The organism is Asticcacaulis solisilvae (genome assembly GCF_052327315.1).
GTDB classification, from domain to species: domain Bacteria; phylum Pseudomonadota; class Alphaproteobacteria; order Caulobacterales; family Caulobacteraceae; genus Asticcacaulis; species Asticcacaulis solisilvae_B.
This window is the reverse complement of sequence record NZ_CP166196.1, coordinates 566,039-592,608: the sequence shown is the minus strand read 5'-3', so window position 1 is coordinate 592,608 and position 26,570 is coordinate 566,039. Positions and strand designations below refer to the sequence as shown.

Annotated in this window: 27 protein-coding genes; 20 read left to right on the top strand and 7 right to left on the bottom strand. The window is 62.5% G+C overall.

Annotated features, from left to right (window positions below; translation table 11 throughout):
- The first annotated feature begins 41 nt into the window (after positions 1 to 41).
- The 20 genes from AB8717_RS02690 to chrA all read left to right on the top strand — a co-directional run bounded on the left by AB8717_RS02690 (position 42) and on the right by chrA (position 19,406).
- Positions 42 to 803 (top strand): autoinducer binding domain-containing protein, encoded by a 762-nt coding sequence (locus tag AB8717_RS02690; protein WP_443749492.1) that lies wholly within the window; start codon positions 42 to 44, stop codon positions 801 to 803.
- A gap of 54 nt (positions 804 to 857) precedes the next feature.
- Positions 858 to 1,493 (top strand): acyl-homoserine-lactone synthase, encoded by a 636-nt coding sequence (locus AB8717_RS02685; RefSeq protein ID WP_443749491.1) that lies wholly within the window; start codon positions 858 to 860, stop codon positions 1,491 to 1,493.
- Positions 1,483 to 1,710: a hypothetical protein gene (locus tag AB8717_RS02680; protein WP_443749490.1), complete on the top strand. Its 228-nt coding sequence runs from the start codon at positions 1,483 to 1,485 to the stop codon at positions 1,708 to 1,710. The genes AB8717_RS02685 and AB8717_RS02680 overlap by 11 nt, the downstream gene beginning before the upstream one ends.
- Before the next feature lie 111 nt (positions 1,711 to 1,821).
- Positions 1,822 to 3,801, top strand: a complete 1,980-nt coding sequence (locus AB8717_RS02675; RefSeq protein ID WP_443749489.1) for a conjugal transfer protein TraG — start codon at positions 1,822 to 1,824, stop codon at positions 3,799 to 3,801.
- 7 nt (positions 3,802 to 3,808) lie between these two features.
- Entirely contained in the window at positions 3,809 to 4,225 is a 417-nt protein-coding gene (locus tag AB8717_RS02670) for a CopG family transcriptional regulator (RefSeq protein WP_443749488.1), read from the top strand.
- A gap of 711 nt (positions 4,226 to 4,936) precedes the next feature.
- Positions 4,937 to 6,025 carry a Fic family protein gene (locus AB8717_RS02665; RefSeq protein ID WP_443749487.1) on the top strand — a complete coding sequence of 363 codons (1,089 nt, stop codon included), beginning with the start codon at positions 4,937 to 4,939 and terminating at the stop codon, positions 6,023 to 6,025.
- A 58-nt stretch (positions 6,026 to 6,083) separates the two neighbouring features.
- Positions 6,084 to 7,145 carry a DUF4365 domain-containing protein gene (locus AB8717_RS02660; protein WP_443749486.1) on the top strand — a complete coding sequence of 354 codons (1,062 nt, stop codon included), beginning with the start codon at positions 6,084 to 6,086 and terminating at the stop codon, positions 7,143 to 7,145.
- A 175-nt stretch (positions 7,146 to 7,320) separates the two neighbouring features.
- Positions 7,321 to 8,286: a P-type conjugative transfer ATPase TrbB gene (gene trbB, locus AB8717_RS02655; RefSeq protein WP_443749485.1), complete on the top strand. Its 966-nt coding sequence runs from the start codon at positions 7,321 to 7,323 to the stop codon at positions 8,284 to 8,286.
- Between the two features lie 26 nt (positions 8,287 to 8,312).
- A complete protein-coding gene (locus AB8717_RS02650; RefSeq protein ID WP_443749484.1) occupies positions 8,313 to 8,636 on the top strand; it encodes a TrbC/VirB2 family protein in 324 nt (107 codons plus the stop codon).
- Positions 8,637 to 8,921 (top strand): VirB3 family type IV secretion system protein, encoded by a 285-nt coding sequence (locus tag AB8717_RS02645; RefSeq protein ID WP_443749483.1) that lies wholly within the window; start codon positions 8,637 to 8,639, stop codon positions 8,919 to 8,921.
- Between the two features lie 8 nt (positions 8,922 to 8,929).
- Entirely contained in the window at positions 8,930 to 11,362 is a 2,433-nt protein-coding gene (trbE, locus tag AB8717_RS02640) for a conjugal transfer protein TrbE (protein WP_443749482.1), read from the top strand.
- The gene (gene trbJ, locus AB8717_RS02635) at positions 11,349 to 12,098 is read left to right on the top strand and encodes a P-type conjugative transfer protein TrbJ (RefSeq protein WP_443749481.1); all 750 of its coding nucleotides are present in this window, start codon (positions 11,349 to 11,351) and stop codon (positions 12,096 to 12,098) included. The genes trbE and trbJ overlap by 14 nt, the downstream gene beginning before the upstream one ends.
- 2 nt (positions 12,099 to 12,100) lie before the next feature.
- The gene (trbL, locus tag AB8717_RS02630) at positions 12,101 to 13,444 is read left to right on the top strand and encodes a P-type conjugative transfer protein TrbL (protein WP_443749480.1); all 1,344 of its coding nucleotides are present in this window, start codon (positions 12,101 to 12,103) and stop codon (positions 13,442 to 13,444) included.
- A 2-nt stretch (positions 13,445 to 13,446) separates the two neighbouring features.
- Positions 13,447 to 14,133, top strand: a complete 687-nt coding sequence (trbF, locus tag AB8717_RS02625) for a conjugal transfer protein TrbF (protein ID WP_443749479.1) — start codon at positions 13,447 to 13,449, stop codon at positions 14,131 to 14,133.
- Positions 14,130 to 15,008, top strand: coding sequence for a P-type conjugative transfer protein TrbG (gene trbG, locus AB8717_RS02620; RefSeq protein ID WP_443749478.1), 879 nt, complete (start codon positions 14,130 to 14,132; stop codon positions 15,006 to 15,008). The genes trbF and trbG overlap by 4 nt, the downstream gene beginning before the upstream one ends.
- Positions 15,005 to 16,219 (top strand): TrbI/VirB10 family protein, encoded by a 1,215-nt coding sequence (locus tag AB8717_RS02615; RefSeq protein ID WP_443749477.1) that lies wholly within the window; start codon positions 15,005 to 15,007, stop codon positions 16,217 to 16,219. Before trbG ends, AB8717_RS02615 begins: the two co-directional genes overlap by 4 nt.
- Positions 16,220 to 16,221: 2 nt before the next feature.
- Positions 16,222 to 16,446 (top strand): DUF2274 domain-containing protein, encoded by a 225-nt coding sequence (locus tag AB8717_RS02610; RefSeq protein WP_443749476.1) that lies wholly within the window; start codon positions 16,222 to 16,224, stop codon positions 16,444 to 16,446.
- 11 nt (positions 16,447 to 16,457) lie between these two features.
- On the top strand, positions 16,458 to 16,739 hold the full coding sequence (locus AB8717_RS02605; RefSeq protein ID WP_443749475.1) for a pyocin activator PrtN family protein: 282 nt from the start codon (positions 16,458 to 16,460) through the stop codon (positions 16,737 to 16,739).
- 126 nt (positions 16,740 to 16,865) lie between these two features.
- On the top strand, positions 16,866 to 17,843 hold the full coding sequence (locus AB8717_RS02600) for an alpha/beta hydrolase (RefSeq protein ID WP_443749474.1): 978 nt from the start codon (positions 16,866 to 16,868) through the stop codon (positions 17,841 to 17,843).
- 216 nt (positions 17,844 to 18,059) lie between these two features.
- A complete protein-coding gene (gene chrA, locus AB8717_RS02595; RefSeq protein WP_443749473.1) occupies positions 18,060 to 19,406 on the top strand; it encodes a chromate efflux transporter in 1,347 nt (448 codons plus the stop codon).
- Between the two features lie 237 nt (positions 19,407 to 19,643).
- Here the strand turns inward: chrA and AB8717_RS02590 are convergent, their stop codons facing one another.
- From AB8717_RS02590 to AB8717_RS02560, 7 genes are all read right to left on the bottom strand, one after another.
- Positions 19,644 to 19,916 (bottom strand): protein usg, encoded by a 273-nt coding sequence (locus AB8717_RS02590; RefSeq protein ID WP_443749472.1) that lies wholly within the window; start codon positions 19,914 to 19,916, stop codon positions 19,644 to 19,646.
- A gap of 303 nt (positions 19,917 to 20,219) precedes the next feature.
- Complete coding sequence (gene groL / locus AB8717_RS02585; RefSeq protein WP_443749471.1) at positions 20,220 to 21,845, bottom strand: chaperonin GroEL; 1,626 nt, start codon at positions 21,843 to 21,845, stop codon at positions 20,220 to 20,222.
- 57 nt (positions 21,846 to 21,902) lie between these two features.
- Entirely contained in the window at positions 21,903 to 22,217 is a 315-nt protein-coding gene (locus tag AB8717_RS02580; protein WP_443750840.1) for a co-chaperone GroES, read from the bottom strand.
- 299 nt (positions 22,218 to 22,516) lie between these two features.
- On the bottom strand, positions 22,517 to 24,406 hold the full coding sequence (gene htpG / locus AB8717_RS02575; RefSeq protein WP_443749470.1) for a molecular chaperone HtpG: 1,890 nt from the start codon (positions 24,404 to 24,406) through the stop codon (positions 22,517 to 22,519).
- A 72-nt stretch (positions 24,407 to 24,478) separates the two neighbouring features.
- Positions 24,479 to 25,114: a MarC family protein gene (locus AB8717_RS02570; protein ID WP_443749469.1), complete on the bottom strand. Its 636-nt coding sequence runs from the start codon at positions 25,112 to 25,114 to the stop codon at positions 24,479 to 24,481.
- 64 nt (positions 25,115 to 25,178) lie between these two features.
- Positions 25,179 to 25,709 carry an Hsp20/alpha crystallin family protein gene (locus tag AB8717_RS02565; RefSeq protein ID WP_443749468.1) on the bottom strand — a complete coding sequence of 177 codons (531 nt, stop codon included), beginning with the start codon at positions 25,707 to 25,709 and terminating at the stop codon, positions 25,179 to 25,181.
- A gap of 42 nt (positions 25,710 to 25,751) precedes the next feature.
- Positions 25,752 to 26,222 carry an Hsp20 family protein gene (locus AB8717_RS02560; RefSeq protein WP_443749467.1) on the bottom strand — a complete coding sequence of 157 codons (471 nt, stop codon included), beginning with the start codon at positions 26,220 to 26,222 and terminating at the stop codon, positions 25,752 to 25,754.
- Positions 26,223 to 26,570: the final 348 nt, after the last annotated feature.

The following is a 26,570-nucleotide window of genomic DNA, read 5'->3' as shown; positions in this document are numbered from 1 at the left end:
GGTAGCCACGGCGCGCCCGTATGTCCGAAGAGAGGTGCCGCATGCTAGAGACCTTTGCCGCCCGCGTCTTGGCGGAGTTTGCCGAGACGAGTCGCAACATCACAACCAAGGAAGCGCTCGCCGCGCTCCTGATCGAAAGCTTCGGGAAACTGGGCTTCGCCTTCGTCAACATCTCGTTGCTACGCGACTACGACCTTCCCAGCGAAATCCTGAAGTTCGCATGGGTATCGACCTACCCCGAAGACTGGACACATTACTACATGGCGCGCGACTGCATGCGCTTCGATCCCGTGGTGTTGTCGGCACGAGGCGATGTAGGCGCGTTTTTCTGGTCGGACCTCAAGCACCGTTTCGATCTTACCCCCCTCCAGATCAACCTCATGGAAATGGCAGTCGAAGGCGGCCTTTACAACGGGATCGGCCTGCCCTTCGTCGGGTCGCGTTCGCGACACGGAGGCGTGGCCCTGGCCACCCTAACGCCGACCACCGAGCATTGCCGCAACCTCGAACTCCTCTGGTCGATCTCCAACCTGTTCTACTGGCGTCTCAGCGACCTCGTAAACGGCCCCCGCCCCATGGCGCTGCGCCCGATCGACCTGACCCCGCGCGAACTCGACATCATCAACCTGTCCTTCCGGGGCCAGTCCGACAAGGAGGTCGCGGCGGACCTCGACATCACCGAAAACACCGTCAACACCCATTTCCGGAAAATCTTCAGGCGTCTCGGCGTCAACAATCGGGTACAGGCCTTCGTAAAGGCCGCACGTCACGGTATAATCGACCTGCCTAACCCGAGCGGGTGATTTCGACTCAATTCAACCTATGATCACCTAAACCCTTCACTTTTGGAGGGTTTTATGCTTTCGATCATTTCATACAAATCCATCTCGACGTCGGCCGACCTCTTCTTCGGGCATCACCGCCTGCGCCACCAGGAATTCATCGAGCGGCAAAGCTACTCGGTGAAGGTCTTCGACGGAATGGAGTTCGACGAATACGACACCCTGGCCTCCCTCTATCTCGTCTATTCTGAAGATGGAAAGCAGGTCCAGGGCTGTAGCCGCCTAACACCTGTCCACCTCGGTTGCATGTTACAAGACCATTTCGCTTACCTCGTCGACGACCCGACGATCTTCACCGCCGCCGATACCTGGGAAGGCACCCGCTTCTGTATCGATAGCCGGCTTCCCGCCGACAAGCGGGCCCACATCCTGCGTCACATCTCGGTCGGCTATCTCGAATGCGCGCTGCATTTCGGCATGGCGCGCATCATCGGCCTTATGCCCACCTTGATTCTGCGATCCGTGTTCGAGCGGAACGGCGTCGCTCTCGACCGCTTGGGCGCGCCGCATGCGATCGGGGACCACGCGAAGATACAGGCCGCCTCCATCGCCGCGACCTTCGACCAGTATCGCAACGCCTGCCGGGCGACGGGAATGGATAGCCCGCTCGGCCTGCTCAGTTCGACGGAGACGAGAAGGCATGTCGCCTGAAGACGAGTCCGCGTTCGAACAACTGTCCAAGGCCGAACGGGTCATAAAGGCGCTCGAAACCCTGGCGAAGGAATGCATGGGTGAAGGCCTCGATCCCTTCGCCGATCGGATCGCCACGTGCATCGCCCATTGCCAGGACGACTATGTCGCAATGCAGCGGCGGCTTTACAAGCGAACCGCCGGCAAGCCGCCGAAGCCGTCCGGCACCAAGCACTGAATTCTCGCCTTTCTATTTCTACGCCAAACCTTTCATTTCTGCGACGGATGGCTCGCCCCCCTTGCATCCGCGCACGCAACGACAAAGCTGGAACCGACGAAGGGGAAAGCCATGTCCGCGACCAAGATATTATGGGGCCAGATCCTGCTCGTCCTGCTGACGGCGCTGACGGCGATATGGGCTGCGACGGAATGGACCGCCTGGCGGCTGGCCTTCCAGCCGGAACTCGGGCGGCCCTGGTTCCACCTTTTGGGCATCGCCATCCATCGACCCTACTGCTTTTTCCTATGGTGGTATCATTTCGATGCCTATGCGCCTGCGGTCTTCATGGAGGGCGCCTATATCGCCGCCAGCGGCGGGGTGTTGGCCATCGCCGTAGCCATCGTCGCATCCGTCTGGCGGGCGCAGGAAACCAAGGCCACCCATACCTTCGGGTCCGCAGAATGGGCCAGTCCCGAAGCCATACGTGAGGCGGGACTCCTCGGCCAGGACGGCGTCATGCTGGGAAAATACGGCGACGACTACCTGCGCCACGACGGCCCGGAGCACGTGCTCTGTTTCGCGCCGACGCGGAGCGGCAAGGGTGTTGGCCTGGTCGTGCCCACCTTGCTGACCTGGCCGGGCAGTTGCATCGTCCACGACATCAAGGGCGAAAACTGGCACCTGACCGCCGGCTTCCGCGGCCGCCACGGGAAGGTGCTGCGCTTCGACCCCACCGACATCAAGTCCGCCGCCTACAATCCCCTCCTCGAAATCCGCCAGGGCGAACGGGAGGTCCGCGATGTCCAGAACGTCGCCGACGTCCTCGTCGATCCCGAAGGCAGCCTGGAACGGCGCTCCCATTGGGAAAAGACCAGCCACAGCCTGCTGGTCGGCGCCATCCTGCACGTCCTCTATGCCGAGGGCGACAAGACCCTGGCCGGGGTGGCCAACTTCCTGTCGGACCCCAGGCGCTCTCTGTCAGCCACCATGGCCGCCATGATGACGACACCGCACCTCGGCGAGGCCGGCCCGCACCCCGTCATCGCCTCGGCCGCGCGCGAATTGCTGAACAAATCCGAGAACGAGCGGTCGGGCGTGCTCAGCACGGCGATGTCGTTCCTCGGCCTCTACCGCGATCCGGTCGTCGCCGCCGTCACGAACCGCTGCGACTGGCGCATCGCCGACCTGGTCGACGGCAAGGCGCCGGTCTCCCTTTTCCTCGTCGTGCCGCCCTCCGATATCAGCCGCACCAAGCCGCTCATCCGCCTCATGCTCAACCAGATTGGCCGCCGCCTGACCGAGGACCTGGTCGCGCCGAAGCGACATCGCCTCCTGCTCATGCTCGATGAGTTTCCAGCATTGGGGAGGCTAGACTTCTTCGAAAGTGCGCTGGCCTTCATGGCCGGCTACGGCATCAAGGCGTTCCTGATCGCCCAGAGCCTGAATCAGATCGAAAAGGCCTATGGCAGCAACAATTCGATCCTCGACAACTGCCATGTCCGCGTGTCCTTCGCCACCAACGATGAACGCACGGCCAAGCGAGTTTCCGATGCGCTCGGCACCGCGACCGAATTGCGGGCCATGAAGAACTATGCCGGCCATCGGCTCAGCCCCTGGCTCGGCCACGTCATGGTGTCGCGCTCCGAAACACCCCGCCCTCTCCTGACGCCAGGCGAGGTCATGCAACTCCCGCCCGCGGACGAGATCGTCATGGTTGCCGGCATCCCGCCCATCCGCGCGAAGAAGGCTCGGTACTACACAGACAAGCGCTTCATGGAGCGCGTCCTTCCCCCGCCGGCCACGATGAGATTGCCGCCCCAGCGCCAGGACGAATGGTCGAATCGTGTGGCGGTCGAACCGGAGACGCCGGTCGCCGCGCCGGTGGCAGTGCGCCCCGATGCCGCGTCCGTCGCCGCCCCGGAACGGCGAAAGGTGCCCGAACTGGCCCCGCCGCCCAAACCGAAGGCGCCGGAAACCCTTCCCCTCGATTTCGGACCGGCAAGCAGCGAACTGGAAGACCGTGTCAAGCGCCTCCAGGGCCTGCAACGCGCGCAACAGCAAAGCGCGCGGCAGGCAAGCCTCGACCCCAACGACGGCATCGACCTGTGAGGACGCGATGAAGAAAATACGTATGACGGTCTATCTCGACCCCAGGACCTACGACCAGCTTTGCGCCTATGCCGGCTCGCGACGACAGCCCATGTCGATCATGGCGGAAGCCGCCGTGGCCGCCTTCGTCGACCCGGAGCAGAAGGAAGCGGGGACCGCCCGGCGGCTTGGGCGTATCGAACGCCAGCTCGAACGCCTTGCACGGGACAGCAACATCTCGGTCGAGGCCTTCATGGTCTATGTCTGGCTATGGCTGGGCGCCAACCCGCCCCTCCCCGAGCAGGTCGCGGCCGCCGCGCGGGCGTCGGCGACCGAACGCTACGACCAGTTCATGGAAACCCTGGGGCAGCGGCTGGCGGCCGATACCAGGACCGTGTCTCGATTGGAAAGGGGCGGCGCCGAGTCTTCCTTGTCCGGCGCTTGAGCGGCTGTTCACCTTGAATTTTGGCTCGCGGATATACCGAGGGTATATCTGGAGCCGATTTTTCAAGGCTTCAAGATAAGCGGTTTCACAATAGGAATGCGGATGCGCATAATAAATTAAAATTCGATAGGCACGAAAAACTAAAATTTGAAACGCACAATAAACTAAAATGTGACAGGCATAATAAACTAAAATGTGACAGGCATAATAAACTAAAATATGATAGACATGGAAAACTAAAATCCGAATCGAAGGTTTGCCGCGCAAATGCCTCCCCCGAACGAGAAACTGGCCGACGCGCTTTCTGAATTGCGGGCGCTCCAGATGGCAGGAAAGAAGGCCATCCGGAGCTCCGAGCTAACGCGTGCTGTGCGCGAGCGCCTTCTTAAGAACGGCTATATCGAAGAAGTCATGAAGGGGTGGTACATCCCTTCACAACCCGGCGCAAAGGGGGAGACCACAGCCTGGTACACCTCATTCTGGGATTTCTGCCGCGACTATCTCAATGATCGCTTTGGCGCCGACTGGTGTCTGACACCAGAGCAATCCCTTGTCCTTTTGGCAGGCAACACGGCGGTACCGCGCCAACTCCTAGTGCGGGCAACACAAGCGAACAATCAGCCTACGAACCTGCTTCACGGGACGTCCCTCTTCGAGAGCAACACGCGATTGCCCCCCGAAGAGGACCGTACCGTTCTAAACGGCTTAACCTTGTATAACGTCGAAGCCGCGCTGGTTGCCGCCTCGCCCGACTTTTTCCGCCAACACCCGGTCGAGGCCAGAACCCTGCTATCCATGCAGCCGAACGCCCAGGCGCTTCTTGCACGGCTGCTAAACGGCGGCCACACCCGCGCGGCCGGCCGGCTGGCCGGCGCCTTCACCAATATCGGCCGCGCGCGCGAAGCATCGGCTATCGTCACCGGCATGGCAGCCGCCGACCACGTCGTAACCGAAACCGACCCCTTCACCGACACGGTCGGCCGGATTCCCTACCGCCGCGAACCGTCTCCCTATGTCCAGCGCATACGATTGATGTGGCAGACCCTCCGCACCGCCATCATCGGCGCGATGCCCGCCCCAGCGTCGCCGCGACTCGATATCGAAGCCTATATGAAGCAGGTCGAGGACACGTATGTCAGCGACGCCTATCACTCGCTGTCGATCGAAGGCTACCAGGTCAGCGCCGAACTGATAGAACGCGTGCGCTCGGGCGCCTGGAACCCACAGGACGATGAGGTGGCGCGGAACGAGCGTAACGCCTTGGCGGCACGAGGCTATTGGCAAGCCTTTCAAGCCGTGAAAGCTTCGTTGCGCCGGGTTCTGGCCGGCGAAAATCCCGGTGATGTCGCCAATGACGACCACGGCATCTGGTACCAGCAACTCTTCCAGCCGAGCGTGGCGGCCGGCCTGATCAAGCCGGAAAGCCTGGCCGGTTACCGCACAAGCCCCGTCTATATCAGGGGATCCATGCACGTCCCATTGAAGTCGGAAGCCGTACCCGACGCCATGTCGATCTTCTTCGAGCTACTGGCCGAGGAAGCCGAACCCGCCGTGCGCGTCGTCCTTGGGCATTTCGTCTATGTCTACATCCACCCCTACATAGACGGAAACGGCCGCACGGGGCGCTTCCTCATGAACGTAATGCTGGCCGCGGCCGGTTATCCCTGGCTGGTCATTCCCGTCCAGGAGAGAGCCGGCTACATGGCCGCGCTCGAATCGGCCAGCGTGGCTCAGGACATACGGCCTTTCGCGACATTCCTGGCCGACCTCGTGTTTACCCCCAATCCCCCGGCAGGATAGGGTATGCATGAAGCCAGGCTCCCTCCTCCTCCGACTTGCCGTATGACTGGTGGCATAAATGGATCTTCCCAAACGGACCCGACAACAAAAATCCGAGGCCCATTCCTATGCCATCCTGCTTTACAAGCTTCGGGATCTCGGCATTTTCAGAAACCTCACGGGAAATGACTACGGCATCGATTTCGAACTGGAACTCGTCAGTAACGACCGGGTTACGGCGCGTGGGGTCAAGATACAGGTCAAATCCGCCGAGAACCTGCGTCTACGCAAAGACGACACGCCATCCGTTGGCGGAGTCAAGCAGTCGACCCTGCGCTACTGGTGCGAACTCAGTTTCCGAACCAATGTCATCGCCTACGCCGTCGATCTGGAATCGGAGACGATATACATCACCTGGGAGTTGTTCTGGCAGGCCGCGGCAAAGATCGACGGCACGGACTCGTCCAAGTCCATCGAATTTATGCCGGCCGCGAAAAGTAACGATGCCAAGGTGAAGGCCACCACAATCCTGTCTTCTCTCGCCCCCAATATGGCCGATCATGTCTACGCCCATACCTTGGCATTGCGGCGGATGAAGGATTTCCTGGCAATGTTGGGGGACGCCTATCAGTATGACGCGGGGACGGAGATCGACCGGACTTCGTTCCACGATCTTTTGGAAGCCTGCCGAATCCTCCTGTGGGGGACGGGCAACGCCCTCTGGAAAGACAAGGACGATCAGGTCAACTGGATGCGGTTTGCATATTGGGAAGACAAGTCGACGGCGCAGGACTGGGACGGCATAGTCTGTCATACGGCAAAGCCGATCCTCGCGACCCTGTTACCCGCCCTCATAGAGGCCTTGAAACGCCGCCAGAAACAGGTGCTTGCGGCCAAATACTACTTCTCTCACCGCAATTCGCAATTTCTGGAATTGGTCTATGAAACTTTGCTCCCGAATGCTGTCGATGTGGATTCGCTGATCCAATGGGGGAACAAGTACGACTATCATGCGCGGCAATCGGGCGGGAGCTACTTCGTCCAGCAAGCCCAAATGCCGATCGCCCCGAAACCGAGACCGTCCACTAAGGCTACCGGAAAGGCGAAGCCCAGGAAAGTCACAGCCAAATCGAGCAAATAGCCAGTCTGATCCCGCTCACCGCCGGCTTGGCCTGCCGCCTCGGCTCGGCCTTAGGCTACCCAATTATTTCTATTTCTACGACGCTGTACGCTAAGCTTAATCCCTTGTTGCCACAGGGAAAATCTTGGCTTTCTTAATAGACCCCATGAGTTTCGCATGACTTCACGGGGCCGCTATGTCGCTTCACGCACAGCCAAATCCTGCCATCGAACGCTATACGCGGATGCTGCGAAGCGCCTTCGGCGGCCATATATCGGGCCTTCTCGCCGATGACAGCGTCGTCGAGGTCATGCTCAATCCCGATGGCCGCATCTGGGTCGACCGCCTGAGTTCAGGCCTTGCCGACACCGGCGAACGCCTGGCCGCCGAAGACGGCGAGCGTATCATCCGCCTGGTCGCCCATCACGTCGGCAGCGAAGCCCACGCGACCTCGCCCCGCCTGTCCGCCGAATTGCCGGAAACCGGCGAGCGCTTCGAAGGCCTCTTGCCGCCGCTGGTGGAGGGGCCGTCCTTCTCGATCCGCAAGCCAGCGTCGATGGTCTTCTCGCTCGACGACTATGTCACCGCCAGCATCATGACCGAGTTTGAGGCCGCCGCCCTGCGCCAGGCCGTCGCAAGGCGCCTCAACATCATCGTCGCCGGCGCGACCTCGTCGGGCAAGACCACCCTGACCAACGCCCTGCTCGCGGAAGTCGCCCGCAGCGAGGACCGCGTGGTGATCCTCGAAGACACCCGCGAACTGCAATGCGCCGCGCCCAATGTCGTGGCCCTGCGTACCAAGGATGGCGTGGCCACCCTCTCCGACCTCGTGCGTTCCGCCCTGCGCCTGCGGCCCGACCGCATATTGGTGGGCGAAGTGCGCGGCGCCGAAGCGATCGACCTGCTTAAGGCCTGGGGCACCGGCCATCCCGGCGGTGTCGGCACCCTGCACGCCGGTTCGGCGATCGGCGCTCTCCTGCGCCTGGAGCAACTGATCCAGGAAGCCGTCGTCACCGTGCCGCGTCCCCTGATCGCCGACACCATCGACCTGATCGTGGTGCTCCACGGCCGCGGCGCCAACCGCCGCGTCGCCGAGTTGATGCGGGTCGCCGGCCTCGCCGCCGATGGCCAGTACCAGCTCATGCCCTTCACCCTCAACTGACTGCCGATTCCAGAAAGGAACCCTTCATGACCCTACGCTCGCGCCTGCGCACTATTCCGCTCCTCGCCCTGGCCGTCCTGGCCGGCCTCAGCGCCTCGCCGGCCCTGGCCTCCGGTTCGGGCATGCCCTGGGAGACGCCGCTTCAGTCCATCCTGTCCTCGATCGAAGGGCCGGTAGCCAAGATCATCGCCGTGATCATCATCATCGTCACGGGCCTGACCCTGGCCTTCGGCGACACGTCCGGCGGCTTCAAGCGCCTGATCCAGATCGTCTTCGGCCTGTCGATCGCGTTTGCCGCCTCGTCCTTTTTCTTGACCTTCTTTTCGTTCGGCGGCGGGGCGCTCCTCTAGATGGCCTTCGACCTCGAGCCCGGCGCCGACCTGCCACCCGACTACGCCGCCCCCGTCCACCGCGCCTTGACCCAACCCATTCTGATGGCCGGCGCCCCCCGAGCCGTTGCCATCGTGAACGGGACACTGGCGGCGGCGTTAGGCCTGGGACTGCGCCTGTGGGTGGCGGGCCTGGTGATCGGGCTCATCGGCCATGCCCTCGCCGTCTGGGCGGCGCGCCACGATCCCGACTTCATCGACGTGGCGCGCCGCCACCTCCGCCTGCCTTCTCATTTCGACGCCTGAGGTCCGCCATGATGAACCTTGCCGAATATCGCCGCCACGCGGCCATCCTGTCGGACTACCTGCCCTGGGCCGCACTGATCGCCCCCGGCATCGTCCTCAACAAGGATGGCGCATTTCAGAGAACCGCGAAGTTCCGCGGTCCCGACCTCGACAGTTCCGTCCCCTCCGAACTGTCCGCCATCAGCCAGCGCCTCTCCAGCGCCTTCCGCCGGCTCGGCGAACGCTGGACGGTCTTCATCGAAGCCCAGCGCCTGCCCGCCCAATCCTATCCCGTCTCAACCTTCACCGATCTGGCCTCCGCCCTGGTCGAGGCCGAGCGCCGGGCCGACTTCGAGGCGGAAGGCGCCCATTTCGAATCCGCCTATTACCTGACCTTCGCCTACCTGCCGCCGGAGGACACCACCACCGCTTCCGAAAACTGGTTGTTCGAAGGCACCGGAACGAACGCCCGCCAGGCCTGGGACCTGGTCGACACCTTTCGCGACCAGTCCGATCGCATCCTGAACCAATTCGAAGGCTTCATGCCGGACTGCCGCTGGCTCGACGACCCCGAGACCCTGACCTACCTGCACTCGACGGTGTCGACCCGTCGCCATAGGGTGGCCGTGCCCCATACGCCGATGCACCTCGATGCCCTGCTGGCCGACCAGCCGCTGACCGGAGGGCTCGCGCCCATGCTGGGCAGGGCGCACCTGCGGGTGCTGTCGATCAGCGCCTTTCCGGCCGCCACGATTCCGGGAATCCTGGACGACCTGAACCGCCTCGGCTTCGCCTACCGCTGGTCCACGCGTGCGCTCCTGATGGACAAGACCCGCGCCCAGGGCGTCCTGGGCAAGATCCGGCGTCAATGGTTCGCCAAGCGCAAGTCGCTGGGCGCCATCCTCAAGGAGGTCATGACCAACGAACAATCTGTCCTGGTCGACAACGACGCCGCCAACAAGGCCGCCGACGCCGATGCCGCCCTGCAGGAACTCGGCGCCGACTATGCCGGCTACGCCTGGGTCACCGCCGCGATCGTCGTCTGGGACGAAGACGCAGCCGTCGCCGACGACAAGCTGCGCCTGTGCGAGAAAATCATCCAGTCGCGGGATTTCACCTGCATCACCGAAAGCCTGAACGCCGTCGATGCCTGGCTGGGCACCCTGCCGGGCCAGTTCTACGCCAATGTCCGCCGGCCACCGATCTCGACTCTCAACCTCGCCCACATGATGCCGGCCTCCGCCGTCTGGGCGGGCCCCGATCGCAACCGCCATCTCGACGGGCCGCCCCTCCTGCTGGCCAAGACCGAAGGCACGACCCCGTTTCGCCTCTCGCTTCATGTCGGCGATGTCGGCCATACCCTCATCGTCGGCCCGACAGGTGCCGGCAAGTCCGTGCTGCTGGCCCTCCTCGCCCTCCAGTTCCGCCGCTATGCCGGCGCCCGTGTCCTGGCGTTCGACTTCGGCCGCTCGCTACGCGCCGCCTGCCTCGCCATGTCCGGCGACTGGCACGACCTCGGCGATGGGAACCGCGACCTCGTGCATCTTCAGCCGCTGCGGAACATAGACGACCCCACCGAACGGACCTGGGCGGCGGAATGGATCGAAACGATCCTGGTTCACGAAGGCGTCGCGGCCACGCCCGCCGTCCGCGAACATGTTTGGTCGGCCTTGGCGGCGCTCGCCTCGGCCCCGCCCAATGAGCGCACCCTGACCGGCCTGTGCGTGATGTTGCAGTCGCTTGCCCTGAAGCAGGCCCTGCAACCCTACTGCGCCGGCGGCGCCCACAGCGCGCTGCTCGACTCCGAGAGCGAAACCATCGCCCTGTCTGATGTCAGCGTGTTCGAGACACAAGGCCTGGTCGGCACCTCGGCCGCGCCCGCCGTCCTGTCCTACCTCTTCCACCGTATCGAAGGCGAGCTCGACGGACGTCCGACCCTAATCCTGATCGATGAAGGCTGGCTGGCCCTGGATGACCAGGGTTTCGCCCAGCAACTGAAACGCTGGCTGAAGACCCTGCGAAAGCACAATGCCAGTGTCATCTTCGCCACCCAGAGCCTGGCCGATATTGGCGCCAGCGCCATCGCCACGGCGCTGATCGAGAGCTGCCCCTCGCGCCTCTTCCTGCCCAATGCCAATGCGCTGGAACCACAGATCGCCGACATCTACCAGCGTTTCGGGCTCAACAGCCGGCAGGTCCAGTTGATCGCCCGTGCCATGCCGAAGCGCGACTATTACCTGCAATCTCCGCGCGGCAACCGCATGTTCGAACTGGGCCTGGGACAGATGGCCCTGGCGCTGTGCGCGACCTCGTCGCCCCAGGACCAGGCGGCGATCGATCGCCTGTTCGATTCCGAAAAACCGGAAGCCTTTCTCGCCGCCTGGCTTGGCCACAAAGGTGTTGCCTGGGCCGCCGACCTCGTTTCCGCACCCGAAGAAGGACAGTCCCATGACCTTGTCTAGCCGCCGTTCGACCCTTCGTTTCCTGCTCGGGGCCGTGGCCGGCGCCGCCTTGGCGGCAGCTTCCGCCCGAGCGCAGATCGCCGTCTTCGACCCGACCAACTATGCGCAGAATGTGCTCCAGGCCGCGCGTGCCCTCCAGCAGATCAACAACCAGATCACCTCCCTGCAGCATGAGGCCCAGTCCCTGATCAACCAGGCACGCAATCTGACCAGCCTGCCCGTGTCTGTCCTCAGCCAGATTCAGCAGACCGTCAACCAGACCCGCGCCCTGATCCAGCAGGCCCAGAACATAGCCTACGATGTCGGCCAAATCGACCACGCTTTCCAGTCGCTCTACGGCAGCGTGTCGATGAGCGCGTCCGATGCCTCGCTCGTGACCGATGCCCAGAGCCGCTGGCGCAATACGGTCGCGGGCCTGCAGGATGCCATGCGCACCCAAGCGACCGTGCTGGGCAACGCCACCACCTACCAGGCCCAGGTCTCGACCCTGGTCACGGCCAGCCAGGGGTCCGACGGTGCGCTCGCCGCCACCCAGGCCGGCAACCAACTTCTGGCCCTTCAGGCCCAGCAACTCAGCGACCTGACCGCGCTCCTGGCTTCGCAGGCCCGGGCACAGGACCTGAAGGCCGCCGAGGACGCGACCGCCGCGGCCCAAGCCGCCGAACAGCGCCGCCGCTTCTTGCAAGGCAAGACCGGCTACCAGCCGGGCAACGCCCAGATGTTCTACGGGCACTGACCATGAACAACACCGGCGTCATCGACCATTTCCTGGAAGTCTTCACCCGCTATATCGACAGCGGATTCGGCCTGCTGCACGGCGACGTCGCCTTCGTCGCCACCACCCTGATCGTCATCGACGTGACGCTCGCCGCCTTGTTCTGGACCTTCGACGGCGGCGGCGATTCCGAGATCATCAACCGCCTGGTCAAGAAGACCCTGTTCGTCGGCGCCTTCGCCTACCTGATCGGCAATTGGAACAACCTGGCCGCCATCGTCTTCAATTCCTTCGCGGGCCTTGGCTTGAAGGCCTCGGGCTCGGGCTTCACGGTCGCGGACATGATGCGCCCCGGCAAGCTGGCCCAGACGGGCCTCGATGCCGGCGCACCCCTGCTGTCGGCGGCGTCGGACCTGATGAACGTCACCGACTTCCTGCACAACCTCCTGCAGATCGCCTGCCTCGGCCTGGCCTGGCTTCTTGTGGTGCTCGCCTTCTTCATCCTGGCCATCCAGATGTTCGTCGTCCTGATCGAGTTCAAGCTGACGACCCTGGCGGGCTTCGTCCTCATTCCCTTCGGCCTCTTCGGCAAGACCGCCTTCATGGCAGAGAAGGTCCTCGGCAATGTCGTCGCCTCCGGCATCAAGGTCCTGGTCCTGGCCGTCATCACCGGCATCGGCTCGACCCTCTTCAGCACCTTCGTGCAGGACTTCAGTGCCGCCCAGCCGACGATTGAGGACGCCATGTCGATCGTGCTCGCCGCCCTGACCTTGCTCGGCCTCGGCATCTTCGGCCCGTCCGTCGCCAATGGCCTGGTCTCAGGCGGACCGCAAATGGGCGCGGGGTCCGCCGTGGGCGCAACGCTTGCCGCGGGCGGCGTCGTTGCCGGCGGTCTCATGGGGGCTGGCATGGCGGCGCGCGGCATGTCCGCCCTGGCCGGCGGCGCCATGACGGCCGCCCGTTCCGGTGCGTCCATGGCAGGGTCCGCCTCGACCGCCTATTCATTGGGTGCCATGGGCAAGCAGGGGGCTTCCGCCGTCGCCGGTGGCGTCGCCAATATGGCCAAGGCCACCACGGCGCCCATGAACCGCGCCGCCCAGGCCACCGCCGATGCCTTCAAGGACAGCTACCAGTCGGGCGTACGCGGCGCCTTCACAGCCAGTGGCGGCACATCCAGCAAGGGCACCGTCAACGCGGCACCCGTCGGTTCTACCGCCACGCCATCCTCGCAAGGCACGCCGCAGTGGGCCAGCGACCTCAAGCGCAGCCAGTCCCTTCATAACGCCATAGGTCCCGCCGTCCATGCCGTGGGCCAGGGCGATGCGGCCGGTGGCGGCCACGCCGTCGATCTCAAGGAAAGCCAGTAAACATGCTCAAACGCGCCTCCACGTCCTACGGACAAACTCCGGAACCCGAAACCCCTTACCATCGCGCCGCCAGGGCCTGGGACGATCGTATCGGGTCGGCTCGCGTCCAGGCCAGGAACTGGCGCCTCATGGCCTTCGGATGCCTCATCCTCGCCGGCGGCTTCGCCGCCGCCCTTACCTGGCAGTCGACACGCGGCACGATCGTGCCCTGGGTCGTCGAGGTCGACAAGCTCGGCCAGGCCGAGGCCGTCGCCCCGGCGTCGGCCGGCTATCGGCCTAATGATGCCCAGATCGCCTACCAACTGGCCGAGTTCATCGCCGACGTCCGTGCCATCCCCAACGACCCCGTCGTGGTGCGGCAAAACTGGCTGAAGGCCTATGACTTCACGACCGACAAGGGGGGCCTTGCCTTGAACGGCTATGCCCAGGCCAGCGACCCGTTCGCCAAGGTCGGCCAGACCCAGGTAGCCGTGGAGGTCCTGAGCGTCATCCGCGCATCGCCCGACAGCTTCCGCATCACCTGGCTGGAACGCGCCTACTCGGGCGGCCAACTCGTCACCACCCAGCGCTGGTCGGCCATCGTCTCCCTCGTCATCGATCCGCCGCACGATCCCGAGCGCCTGCGCAGGAATCCGCTCGGCATCTACGTCAACGCCATCAACTGGTCCCAGGAGTTCACCCAGCCATGACCGGCAAATCCCTCATCCTCACCGGCCTGGTCCTGGCCACACTTGTTTCTGCCCCCGCGTCCAACGCGGCGTCGCGGCATCATAGACCTGCCCGGTCTCTACCAGCGGCGCCGGCCGCCGCCGATGACGTCCAGAAGGCCAATGCTGCGGCCCGCGTCATGCCCCAGACCTCGACCTTCGCAAATGCGGAACAGGTCTACGCCTTCATGCCGGGCTCGCTCTACCAAGTCTATACCAGCGTCGGCAAGGTCACCGACATCGCCCTGCAGCCGGGCGAACGCCTGGTCGGCACGGGTCCCGTGGCTGCCGGCGATACCGCCCGCTGGGTCATCGGCACGACCGAAAGCGGCTCGGGCGATGGCCGGCAAGTGCATATCCTGGTCAAGCCGACCTTGCCCTCACTGGCTACCAACCTCGTCATCAATTCCGACCGGCGCACCTATCATATCGAGCTCCAGGCCCTGCCCACCACCTACATGGCGTCCGTCTCCTGGCGCTACCCGCAGGACGAGCTCGTCGCGGTGGCCCAGGCCGCCGACAAGGCACGGGCGCAGGAACCGATCGCCCAGGGCATCGATCCGGCGCGCCTCAACTTCAATTATCGCCTGGACGGCGACAGCGTCGCGTGGAAGCCCCTGCGCGTCTTCGACGACGGCGCCAAGGTCTATGTCGAAATGCCGCCCGCGCCCGCCGGCGCGGACCTGCCGCCCCTCTTCCTCATCGGAGCCGACGGCAAGGCCGAACTGGTCAATTATCGCGTCCAGGACAATTTCCTGGTCGTCGATCGCCTCCTGGACCGGGCCGAGCTTCGCCTGGGCGACAAGGGCCACCAGAAGGTCGTGCGCATCCGCCGCTTCGGAGGTCAGCCGTCGTGACCAATCCATCCGATCAGAACGATCCGGCCGTGGCGCGCATGCGGTTGCGCGCGCAGCCGAAGCCCGTCCTGCGTCTCTCGCGCAAGGTCCTCATCGGCGGCGGCACCGTCGCAGCCCTCGCGATCGCGGCCGCCCTAGCCTTCGCCATGGCACCGCCCAAGCCCAGGACTCCGGCCGGTCAGGCTGCCGACACCGCGCCCGAGCACACGCCTTCGGCCAGTGAAGCCCTGAACGGCCTGCCCAAGGACTATACGGGCGTCCCGAAACTCGGCCCGCCCCTGCCGGGGGACCTCGGGCGCCCGCTCCTGGCCGCCGGTCCGAATGCGCCCACCGTGGGACCGGCAGGTGGCTCCGAGGCGCTTCCGCCTCCAGGTCCAGAGGTTCCCGCCGCACCGTCCCAGGCGGTACAGCAGGCAGAACAGGCGCGGCTCACCGCGCGGACCAGCCAGGTGTTCTTCGCGCAATCCGGCGGTCACACCGAAGAGGTGGGAACGGCCATGGCTCCGCCATCACCCCTGCCTCTAGGAACATGGCCATCGCCGGCCCCAGCCGGTGACCCAAAGTCGGATGCCGAGAAAAAGGCGGCCTATCTGGAACGCGCGGCCGACAGCCAGGTCACCAGCGACGCACGCCTGGTCGATCCGGTCTCACCCTATACCCTGCTGACCGGCAGCGTGGTGCCGGCCGCCCTGATCACCGGCCTGCGGTCCGATATCCCCGGCCAGGTTCTCGCACAGGTAACGCAGGATGTCCGCGACTCCTTGACGGGCCGGTATATCCTCATCCCCAGGGGCGCGCGTCTCATCGGCCAGTACGACAACACCATCAGCTTCGGGCAGTCGCGTATTCTTCTCGTCTGGTCGCGCCTCATCTTGCCGAACGGCAAATCTCTCGTTTTGGAGAAGGCCTCGGCGGCCGATGCGGAGGGATATGCGGGCCTCGCCGACAAGGTCGATAATCACTGGGCTTCCGTGGTCAACGCCGCCGCCATATCGACACTCTTGGGTGTCGGCGCCCAGACGGGCGATACACAGTCCGACTCCGATCTGGTCAGGGCCCTGCGCGACGGCGCGGTCGACAGCGTCAACCGCGCCGGCCAGCGCATCGTCGAACGGCAGCTGGCGGTGCAGCCCACCCTCACCATACGCGCCGGCATGCCCGTGCGCGTCATCCTGTCCCGCGATCTCATTCTGGAACCCTACGGAGACTGATCATGGCCAAACTCAAGCTCGGCCCCCTTCTCGACGACAAGCCGGTCAAGGTAACGGCCGACCTGCCGGCCGAGGTTCATCGCGACCTCCTCGCCTATGCCGAGGCGCTCGCCAGGGAAACGGGCCACCCCATCGTCGATGCAACTCGGCTCATTCCGGTCATGGTCGAACGTTTCATGGCGTCCGACCGGGCCTTCACCCGGTCGGCGCGGCGGGCGACAGCATAGGAGAGATGTCCATGAACACCGCCTTCCTGCTCCTGGCCCAATATGACGGACAGGCCGTCATCCCCATCGAACGCGTCTGCCAGGACTATTTCAGCCACCTGACGCCGGTGAAGCTGATCGCCAAGATTTCCTCGGGCGATATCGCCATCCCGTTGGTGCGTATCGAAGGCAGCCAGAAGTGCGCCAAGGGCATTCATCTCCAGGACCTGGCTTCATATCTCGACGCGCGCGCGGAGGCGGCTCGGATCGAAATGCGCGCCCTGAATGCGCCACCTGGGCAAAGGCATCATTGACGGAGGAAATGATGTACGCTTCGACACGCGATTCGCTTTAACCCGAAGGCGTACGGCCGTGCCGCCACGTTTTGCCTGTCCCAGGATGGCTGCCGGAGGTTGGGCCGTCGAAAGGACTGGAAGATCATGGCTTTGAAACTCGCGTTCTTGATCCTTTTCACCGCCTTTTTTGCCATGCCGGCGATGGCGGCACCGGTTGATCCGGCGACTGCCTTTCCGCCTAAGATGCAGGCGTTTCCGCTTTACGGCGACGGCGCCATTCCAAATTCTAAGCCAGGTCCGGACAAGGAAACCGGCAGCGGCACCGGGTGGGACCAGAATGTTTCCCGCCCGGCGATCCTGGTTTACCTGCCTGCCAAGGCCAGGGCGACAGGCGCCAGCGTCCTGATCATCCCCGGCGGCGGCTATGCCGGCCTTACCTTCGACTATGAGGGCGTCCAGCAGGCGCAGTATTTCATCGATCACGGTATCGCCGCCTTTGTGTTGAAATACCGGCTGCCAAGCGATGTGACGATGGTGGACAAGTCGATCGGCCCGCTCCAGGACGCACAGCAGGGCCTGCGCCTTATCCGGCTTCACGCCGCTGAATGGGGCCTTGATCCGGCACGCGTCGGCGCGGTCGGCTTTTCCGCCGGCGGCCACGTGGCCTCCACCCTGGCGACGCATTTCCAGAAATCCTATGTGTCCGATCCGGAAGGCACGTCCTTGCGTCCAGACTTCCTGGTGCTTGTCTATCCTGTCATCAGCATGGATGCGAAAATCACCCATATGGATTCGCGCAACGCCCTTCTAGGGCCATCGCCTTCGGACGCGCAGGTCAGGGAATTTTCGAACGAACTCCATGTCACCGCTGACACGCCGCCGACCCTGATCCTGCATGCTGCTGATGACCAACTGGTCGACATCGACAACAGCGTCGTCTTTTTCGAAGCGCTTCGCCATGCCGGTGTACCGGTCGAAACGCGGTTTTTCGAGAAGGGGCAGCACGGCTTTTTCCTGTTGCCGCGCGATATCTGGCAGAGGACGATCATGGACTGGATCACCGCGAACGGCTGGCTCAGTCCAGGCCAAACGACGGCTTTGGCTCGTTCCGGCTCACACTAGACGTCGCAAGCGCCGCAATGTCGTCTAGACGTTCTATGGTTTTTCCGGCGACATGCCCTGCTTCCAACTTCAAGGAAAACGCCTAGCTTAGCCTTTCTTCCACATGCGCTGGAAACCTGGCGTGTACGCGAGCCTCGATCTTGAACCTATTTGAGTACCTTTCGATCTCGAGCCTGGTTTTCGAGGGTTGCGCAGTGGCCTTCAAAGGATGAGTCGATGACAGACGCTCAGCACAACAAGCCGCCCGCCGCCGTCGCCATCGGCGAAGCCTTTGGCTTTTGGCTGAAACTGGGGTTCATTTCGTTCGGCGGACCCGCCGGGCAAATCTCGATAATGCACCAGGAATTGGTCGAGCGGAAACGCTGGATCTCCGAGAAGCGGTTCCTGCATGCTTTGAACTATTGCATGGTCTTGCCCGGTCCCGAAGCGCAGCAACTGGCGACCTATATCGGCTGGCTCATGCACCGGACCTGGGGAGGCATCATGGCGGGAGGCCTCTTCGTCCTGCCGTCGCTCGCCCTGCTCATTGTCATGTCCTGGCTATACATGGCCTTCGGGCACCTGCCCGCAATCTCCGGCCTATTCGCGGGCATCAAGCCGGCGGTCATCGCTATCGTCGTGCAAGCCGTTCTTCGAATCGGTGGACGGGCGCTCAAGAACCCGATCTTGTGGTCCATCGCCTGCGCAGCCTTCATCGCCATTTTCGCTTTCCACGCGCCATTCCCGCTCATTGTTCTCGGCGCGGCCGTGATCGGTATCATCGGCGGCCGGATATCGCCGCAAACCTTCGTCACGGGCGGCGGTCATGGGAGGTCCGACACTTCCTACGGTGCGGCCCTGATAGACGATGATACGCCCACGCCGGTACATGCCCGGTTTCGCTGGCATCGCCTGGCGACGGTCATTGCCGCCGGAGTTCTCTTGTGGGGAGGCCCTATCGCCGGCCTGGGCCTCGTTCTGGGCTGGCATCATACACTGAGCGAGATGGCGCTATTCTTTTCCAAGGCCGCCCTCCTGACCTTCGGCGGAGCCTACGCGGTCCTCCCCTATGTGTACCAGGGTGCCGTGGAAAAGTTCCGCTGGATCAGCGCCCCGCAGATGATCGACGGCCTCGCGCTTGGAGAGACGACACCCGGCCCACTCATCATGGTCGTGACCTTCGTCGGCTTCATCGGCGGCTGGACCCAGGCCTATCTCGGACCGGACGCAAGACCGGTTGCCGCCATCATCGCCGCCATCGTCGTCACCTGGTTCACCTTCCTGCCATCCTTCCTATTCATTTTCGCCGGCGGGCCGTTGATCGAGACAACCCACAACAACCTCAGGTTCACCGCGCCGCTAACCGCCATAACGGCGGCTGTCGTCGGCGTGATCCTGAACCTTGCCCTGTTCTTCAGCTATCACGTGATTTGGCCCAACGGCCTCGGAGGGACCGTTGCCTGGCCTTCCGCTATCATCGCCCTGGGCGCCGCTATCGCCCTGATCCGGTTCAAGGTCAATGTGATGGTCGTCATCGCGGCGTGCGGCGCGATCGGCCTGCTCGCCCATTCGATGGGTTTGTGACGGATTGCCGCGATACGGCTCAACGGCAAGCCCTTCGCAGCCCGTTGCGCATTGGCCACGCGACGAACGCCTTATCCATCTGGCTCACCCCGCGGGCCAGTCCCAATGTCACAAGCGATGATGGCGGCGCCTCGGTGGCGATGTTCCGCATTTTCGAGATCGCACGCCCTCGATCGCGAGCTGAACCCCGAGTGTGGACCATCATGGCGCCCACGAGGAATTTTCCGTGCAACCGTTCTATTCGAACGTGATGACACGGTCGACCGACCTCCATTGCCGCGAAACGAGAAGCGGGTTGTGATGGAAGCTAACGCTATGCAGCTTACCGTCGAGGCTCATTTTCCAAAAATCCAAAAAGGCAAAGAGGTTCGGAAAATCAGGTTCCACATCGTAGTCCTGCCAGACATAGGTCTGCAACACGCCGGGATAATCCGGCAGGCGGTAAAAGATTTCGGCCGTGGTCAGGCCGTATCCAGCAACGGCTTGGGTAAAATCGCGAGACACCGGCATGGTGGTACTCCGACAACGTGTGACGCAAACCTGCCTCCGCCCTGGATAAAGTTAAAGGCATAAGGCGTTAAGGTTCAACGGACTGGCGGCCGAATGCCAACGTTGCCGCCAAGTCTTCTTGGACGATTTTATCCGGCGAGGAAAACATCCTTGGCAACTTGAACGATGACGACAGTCGTCAAGGCCAGCATCAAAACCAGGCCGGACAAAGGCGCTATAGGCGGCCGACGTGAAAATCGCGACCTGAGCATCGATAGGTTTCCCATGGAAGGGGCCGGCCGGCAATGCCGGCCGGCCGATTAATCAGTCGTCGTAGCCCGCAGGAGTTAACGCCGCAGCCTTGTCGGACTTGGGTTTTTCCGCAACCATGGCCTCGGTCGTGATCAGGAGGCCGGCCACGGACGCGGCGTCTTGCAGTGCCGATCGCACGACTTTGACAGGATCGATCACGCCCATGTCGAACAGGTCGCCATAGGTGTCGGTCTGCGCGTTCCAGCCGAACGAGTAGTCCCGGCTTTCACGCAGCTTGCCGGCGACCACGGAGCCCTCGTGGCCGGCATTTTCCGCGATCTGACGGACCGGGGCCTCGATCGCTCGGCGAACGATATCGATGCCCATTTTTTGGTCGTCGTTCGCCGGGGTGAGCGTATCCAGCACCGCGGCTGCACGAAGCAGCGCCAAGCCGCCCCCTGGAAGGATACCTTCTTCCATAGCCGCCCGGGTCGCGTGAAGGGCATCGTCGACACGGTCCTTCTTTTCCTTGACCTCGATCTCCGTCGAGCCGCCGACCCGGACGACGGCGACACCGCCCGCCAGCTTGGCCAGCCGCTCCTGCAGTTTTTCGCGATCGTAGTCGGATGTCGTCTCCTCGATCTGGGTCCGGATCTGCGCGACGCGCGCATCGATATCCGACTTCGCCCCGGCACCCTCGATGATCGTCGTGTTTTCCTTCTCGACGACCACGGTCTTGGCCCGGCCGAGCATATCGAGCGTGACGGTCTCGAGCTTGATGCCGAGGTCTTCGGAGATCACCTGGCCGGCGGTCAGGGTCGCGATGTCTTCCAGCATGGCCTTGCGGCGATCGCCGAAGCCCGGTGCCTTGACGGCGGCGATCTTCAGCCCGCCACGCAGTTTGTTGACCACAAGGGTCGCCAGCGCTTCACCGTCGACGTCCTCGGCTATGATGAGAAGGGGCTTACCAGTCTGGACGATGGTCTCGAGAACCGGCAGGAGCGGTTGGAGGCTGGAGAGTTTCTTGTCGTGGATCAGGATGAAGGGGTTGTCGAATTCGACCTTCATCTTGTCCTGGTTGGTGATGAAGTATGGGCTCAGATAGCCGCGATCGAACTGCATGCCTTCCACGACATCGAGTTCCGTGTTGGCGGTCTTCGACTCCTCGACGGTGACCACGCCATCATGGCCGACCTTGTCGAGCGCATCGGCGAGCAGTTGGCCGATTTCGGCGTCGCCATTGGCGGAAATCGTACCGACCTGGGCGACTTCATTGCTGTTGGAAATCTTCCGCGCCTTGGTCTTCAACTCCTCCACGACGGCGCCGACGGCCTGATCGATGCCGCGCTTGAGGTCCATCGGATTGAGACCGGACGCGACAAGCTTGGCGCCCTCCTTCACGATGGCCTGGGCGAGAACGGTCGCCGTCGTCGTGCCATCACCGGCGCGATCATTGGTCTTGGAGGCAACCTCCTTGATCATCTGGGCGCCCATGTTTTCGAACTTGTCGGTCAGTTCGATTTCCTTGGCGACCGAGACGCCGTCCTTCGTGACGCGGGGCGCACCGAACGACTTCTCGATCACCACGTTCCGGCCCTTAGGCCCAAGCGTTACCTTTACGGCATTGGCAAGGGTATCGACACCGCGCAGCATGCGTTCGCGCGCGTCGGAGCTAAACTTGACTTCTTTCGCAGCCATGACAAATCCTCTTGAATTAAGCAGGTTTGAGTTTTGGGTGAGAAAAAGCGCCTGGTATCAGGCCGCTTTCTTGTGTTCGGCGGTCTGTTCGACGATACCGAGCACGTCCGACTCCTTGAGGATGAGCAGATCCTCGCCGTCGAGCTTGATTTCGGTACCGCCCCATTTGCCGAACAAGATCCGGTCGCCGGGCTTGACGTCGAGGGCGTGAAGCCGGCCATCCTCGGAGCGGATGCCGGGTCCCGTGGCGATGATTTCACCTTCCTGAGGCTTTTCCTTCGCCGTGTCGGGAATGATAATGCCGCCCTTGGTGCGGGCATCGCTTTCAATGCGGCGCACAAGGATTCGGTCATGCAGTGGTCGGAACGTCATGTTCTCCTCCTGGACAAACGTGATCATCAAAACCGCTGAACCGGACCGGACAATCGGTCCGGGCGGGCCGACGCGCCTAAGTGGCCGCGTCGCGAATGGAAAAATATGAATTTCACAAACTGCGTCAAGAGGGCTGGGAGGTGGAAATGCAAAATTTTTTTGACTTAAGGCGTTAATAACGTTGGGAAAAGCATTAATGGCGCGCAGCCGGAAAGGGCTGCGCGCTTGCAAAGAAGGCTTCGCTTTTGGCTCCCGACGCCCACGGCGAATAGCAAGGCGCAGGGAACAATTGTCGCTCTTTACACGGCCAAAACGCGATCGATAAGCCGGCCCAGCCGGTCGGCGAAAGCGCGGGGATTGACCGGCTTTTCGCCGTCGAGAACCATGGCTTCGTCGAGAAGCAGCCAGGCGGCATCGGACCTCAAATCTCCGTCGTCCAGCCCGGCAAGGCGGGTAATCAGGGCATGGCTCGGATTGATTTCGAGTACGGGCTTCGAGGTCGCTTTCAGTCGGCCGGATCCTTGTAACAATTTCTCCAGTTGCCGGTCCGGACCTTGATCACTGGCCACGAGACAGACCGCACTGTCCGTCAGACGCGACGACGCGCGAACGGACTCGACATGGTCTTTCAAGGTTTCGGTGAGGTAGGCGATGAAGCCTTCGACCTCGCTCGACGTTGTCGGCTTTTCGCCATCCGGAACTTGCGCGTCGGCGACCTTGTCGAGGTCGGCCAGGCCTTGCGTAACCGACTTGAACGCCTTGCCCTCAAAATCCCGCGTATTGGTCGTCCAGAAGCTATCGACCGCGTCCGTCAGCAAAAGGACTTCAATGCCCTTCGCCTTGAAGCCTTCCAGGTGGGGAGATGCCTTCAACTGTTCGATCGACGTGCCGGTGATGTAGAAGACTTCACTTTGGCCATCCTTGATATCGGCGACATAGTCGCTGAGGGTTCGGCCGCCTTCGAGCGCGGCGGTCGAGGCGAACCGTGACAGTTTCAGGAGTTGGGCGCGGCGTTCGTAATCCTCGTAAATGCCTTCCTTGATAACGGAGCCGAACTGGCCCCATAGCTTCGCGTAGGCGTCGGAGTCCGTTTCCCCCAGTCTTTCGATGGCGGACAGTATACGGCCGGTCACGCCCTTCCTGATGGCGCTGAACACAGGCGACTGCTGGATCATCTCGCGGGAAATGTTCAGCGGCAGATCCGACGTATCGACGATCCCGCGAACAAAACGCAGGTAGCGCGGCAGCAGGTCCGCTTCGTCGGTAATGAACACGCGGCGCGCATATAGCTTCATCCGCCCATGACGTTCGGGATCGAACAGGTCGAAGGGCTGGGTGCTTGGAACGAAAGCCAGGGCGGTATATTCGTGCATGCCCTCCGCCCGGAAATGAACGTTAAGTAGGGGTTCGTCGAACTGGCCGGAAACGCTGCGATAGAAATCCTTATAGTCGTCATCCGAGATTTCGTTCTTGGGCTTGGCCCAAAGGGCCGCGCCGTCCGTTACCTCGGCGGCTTCCGCATCGGGTTTTTCCTTTAGTTCGATTGGCACGGGAACGTGACCGGATTGTTCGCGAATGATCCGTTCGATCGACCACCTCGAGGTGTAGGTCTTGGCGTCTTCCATGAGGTGCAGGCGGATACGCGTGCCCGTGACCGGCGCTTCGTCTGCCGCCGCCGGCTCGACGCTGAAGGTTCCCTTGCCGTCGGAGGACCAGGTCCAGGCTTCGGATTGGCCTGCCGCCCGTGACGTGACATCGACCCGGTCCGCCACCATAAAGGCCGAGTAGAAGCCGATGCCGAACTGCCCGATGAGTTCGGCCCTGCCGTCGCCCTTGGCCGCCTCGACCCGGTCCATGAAGGCACGCGTTCCCGACTTGGCAATCGTACCGAGCGCATCGATCAACTCGGCTCGGCTCATGCCGATGCCATTGTCCTCGACGGTCAGTTCGTTCCTGGCGTCATCTAGTGTGACAAGGATCCGCCCCTTTACGCCGTCCGGCGCCAGGTCCGGTCGCGATATCGCCTCATAGCGGAGTTTTTCGCAGGCATCGGCGGCATTCGAGATCAACTCGCGCAGAAACACGTCCCGATCGGAATAGACCGAATGCACCATCATATGAAGCAGCCGGCTGACGTCGGCTTCAAAAGCATGTTCTTCCCGGGGCTTTTCAGTTGTCATCGTTGTCATGTGACCTCCTTCGAAAAATCGGTGAAATGGTTTTTATCGCACCGCCTGTCAAGATCGTCAGCATCCCGTCCCCTAGGAAGCCAGGCCGGGCAGTTCGCTCCGAATGCCGGTGAAGATAAAATTGATGCCGATGGCCGCGACGAACAGGGCCATGACCCGCGTGGCTATGTTGACGCCGGTCTTGCCGATCAAGCGGTTGATCGCGGAGGCGAACAGCAGAGTCGCGGCGATCATGGCCGCAGTCAACAAGGCCACGGCAACGAGCATCGTCTTCTGCGTCCAGTCGGGGTGATCGGAAGCTAAAGTAATCATGATGCTCATCTCCGCCGGACCGATCAGAAGCGGAAAGGCGAGCGGCGTAATGGCGACGCTGTGCAGATCCCGTTCCGCTTCCGAGCGCTCTTCCGCAGTCTGCGAAATGCCACCGAAGCGCGCCTGAAACATCTCGAAGGCGATGAATAGGGCCAGGAGGCCACCGGCGATCCGAAAATCGTCCAGGCCGACATTGAAGAAGGCAAGGAGCTGTTGGCCGACCAGGGCGGAGGCGATGAGAAGCAGCGCAACCGCGGCGGCTGCGATCGCCACGACTTTCGGCCGGTTGATCGAATGACCGTGTCCTGTAAGGGCCAGGAACACAGGACCAATGCCGATGGGATTGGCCAGCGCGTATAGCAGGGTTGCGAGGCCGATGAAGCGGTTCAATTCCATGAGTGTATATCCGGACAAGGCCCGCCGGTTTCCCGGCGGGCTACAGTCGCTCTTGCAGGAATGGTCAGGCGACTTTTTGAATTTCGATCTGCCGGGCAGGTTCGCGCGCCTCGATCCGGCGTGGACAGGTGATGGTCAAAAGGCCGTTGCGGAAGAACGCGCTGACCGCGTCGCGGTCGGCGTCGTCGGGCAGGGATAGTACACGGCTGAAGGTGCCGTAGCTGCGCTCGACGCGCGTATTGCCAGGAATACCTTTGTGCGTTTCCTGGTGCTTCTCGCCGCTGACCGTAAGGAGTCCGTCAGCTGTGACCTCGAGTTTCAGGTCCTTCTCCTGAACGCCAGGCACCTCGACCGTGATGACATACTCCCTGTCCTTCGTCGTGATATCCAGGCTCGGCCACAAGGGTCTGGCCGTGTCGAAATGCGGCCAGCCCATGTCAACGGCGCGCGCAAGGTTCAGGAAATTGCGCTCCATCTCACGATGGAATTGCAGCAGAGATAGCTGAGGCGACAGGCCGCGCTCGCCCGTCACGGCGGGCAGTTGGGGGGCCTCGTGGCGGAACCAGTTCCACGGGTTGAGCTTCTTGACGTCCATTTTTTACCTCCTTTCGATGGCCATCAATGAAACGAGCCGTAATCAGGCGACCTTCTGAGGGGCCTTCTCGATCGCCTTCAGTTCAGGCCTTGTCCGGATTTCGATCCGGCGCGGTTTTTGATCGTCTGGAACTTCGCGCGCCAGGGAAACCTTGAGCAAGCCGTCCTTAAGCTCTGCGGACTTCACGACCACATAGTCTGCCAGGCGGAACCTACGCTGGAAGTCGTTAAGGCCTATACCCTTGTAGAGGTATTGGCTCTTGGCCTCGTGGGGCTTCCGCTCACCGGAGATGAGCAGGGTGCTGTCTTGGACCGTGATGGCCAGGTCGGACTCGGAGAAGCCTGCGACAGCGAGGGTAATGGTGTAGTCATCATCACCGTGGCGTTCGATATTGTACGACGGCTGCCCTTCACCTTCGTCGCTCGTGCGCGTCAAGGTGTCGAACAGGTCGTCGAAGCGGTCGAAACCGATGCTGCTGCCGAACAGGGGAGAAAATGAAATTGAGCGTGTCATGTGTGAAACCTCATCAGCATTCATGGCAAGGTTGAACAGATAACTGTGGGGCCTCAAGCCTCACGAGCACAGATTTTGGAAATCATACCGCTGCCGTCAAGAGTGTCGGACGGAAAAATTTTTCCGTTCTCGTGTATCCAACGCGAAGAGTCTTAAGAGTTGCTCCGAAGGAGGCGACTTCACCCTCTTTGATGCACATCTGTTGAGAATGCCTGACTATTGGTACGCGCGCATATTGACTCTTCGCAGGCCGCTCCTCTGTTGCAACCCACTGCCTACACAATGACTTTAAAAGTACGTCAGGCCGGATGCCAGCCATTACCGACGCGTCCTTGAGTTGTTGCCCGC

Excerpts from the sequence above, each read along its gene's own strand:
- AB8717_RS02610 (WP_443749476.1), top strand. The coding sequence starts at position 16,222 with ATGGCCAAACTCAAGCTCGGCCCCCTTCTCGACGACAAGCCGGTCAAG.
- AB8717_RS02650 (WP_443749484.1), top strand. The coding sequence starts at position 8,313 with ATGACCCTACGCTCGCGCCTGCGCACTATTCCGCTCCTCGCCCTGGCC.
- AB8717_RS02690 (WP_443749492.1), top strand. The coding sequence starts at position 42 with ATGCTAGAGACCTTTGCCGCCCGCGTCTTGGCGGAGTTTGCCGAGACG.
- groL (WP_443749471.1), bottom strand. The coding sequence starts at position 21,845 with ATGGCTGCGAAAGAAGTCAAGTTTAGCTCCGACGCGCGCGAACGCATG.
- AB8717_RS02675 (WP_443749489.1), top strand. The coding sequence starts at position 1,822 with ATGTCCGCGACCAAGATATTATGGGGCCAGATCCTGCTCGTCCTGCTG.
- trbG (WP_443749478.1), top strand. The coding sequence starts at position 14,130 with ATGACCGGCAAATCCCTCATCCTCACCGGCCTGGTCCTGGCCACACTT.
- trbB (WP_443749485.1), top strand. The coding sequence starts at position 7,321 with ATGTCGCTTCACGCACAGCCAAATCCTGCCATCGAACGCTATACGCGG.
- trbL (WP_443749480.1), top strand. The coding sequence starts at position 12,101 with ATGAACAACACCGGCGTCATCGACCATTTCCTGGAAGTCTTCACCCGC.
- AB8717_RS02590 (WP_443749472.1), bottom strand. The coding sequence starts at position 19,916 with ATGCCGGTGTCTCGCGATTTTACCCAAGCCGTTGCTGGATACGGCCTG.
- AB8717_RS02680 (WP_443749490.1), top strand. The coding sequence starts at position 1,483 with ATGTCGCCTGAAGACGAGTCCGCGTTCGAACAACTGTCCAAGGCCGAA.
- htpG (WP_443749470.1), bottom strand. The coding sequence starts at position 24,406 with ATGACAACGATGACAACTGAAAAGCCCCGGGAAGAACATGCTTTTGAA.
- trbF (WP_443749479.1), top strand. The coding sequence starts at position 13,447 with ATGCTCAAACGCGCCTCCACGTCCTACGGACAAACTCCGGAACCCGAA.
- trbJ (WP_443749481.1), top strand. The coding sequence starts at position 11,349 with ATGACCTTGTCTAGCCGCCGTTCGACCCTTCGTTTCCTGCTCGGGGCC.
- AB8717_RS02605 (WP_443749475.1), top strand. The coding sequence starts at position 16,458 with ATGAACACCGCCTTCCTGCTCCTGGCCCAATATGACGGACAGGCCGTC.
- AB8717_RS02645 (WP_443749483.1), top strand. The coding sequence starts at position 8,637 with ATGGCCTTCGACCTCGAGCCCGGCGCCGACCTGCCACCCGACTACGCC.
- AB8717_RS02570 (WP_443749469.1), bottom strand. The coding sequence starts at position 25,114 with ATGGAATTGAACCGCTTCATCGGCCTCGCAACCCTGCTATACGCGCTG.
- AB8717_RS02580 (WP_443750840.1), bottom strand. The coding sequence starts at position 22,217 with ATGACGTTCCGACCACTGCATGACCGAATCCTTGTGCGCCGCATTGAA.
- AB8717_RS02685 (WP_443749491.1), top strand. The coding sequence starts at position 858 with ATGCTTTCGATCATTTCATACAAATCCATCTCGACGTCGGCCGACCTC.
- AB8717_RS02560 (WP_443749467.1), bottom strand. The coding sequence starts at position 26,222 with ATGACACGCTCAATTTCATTTTCTCCCCTGTTCGGCAGCAGCATCGGT.
- AB8717_RS02565 (WP_443749468.1), bottom strand. The coding sequence starts at position 25,709 with ATGGACGTCAAGAAGCTCAACCCGTGGAACTGGTTCCGCCACGAGGCC.
- chrA (WP_443749473.1), top strand. The coding sequence starts at position 18,060 with ATGACAGACGCTCAGCACAACAAGCCGCCCGCCGCCGTCGCCATCGGC.
- AB8717_RS02660 (WP_443749486.1), top strand. The coding sequence starts at position 6,084 with ATGGATCTTCCCAAACGGACCCGACAACAAAAATCCGAGGCCCATTCC.
- trbE (WP_443749482.1), top strand. The coding sequence starts at position 8,930 with ATGATGAACCTTGCCGAATATCGCCGCCACGCGGCCATCCTGTCGGAC.
- AB8717_RS02670 (WP_443749488.1), top strand. The coding sequence starts at position 3,809 with ATGAAGAAAATACGTATGACGGTCTATCTCGACCCCAGGACCTACGAC.
- AB8717_RS02600 (WP_443749474.1), top strand. The coding sequence starts at position 16,866 with ATGGCTTTGAAACTCGCGTTCTTGATCCTTTTCACCGCCTTTTTTGCC.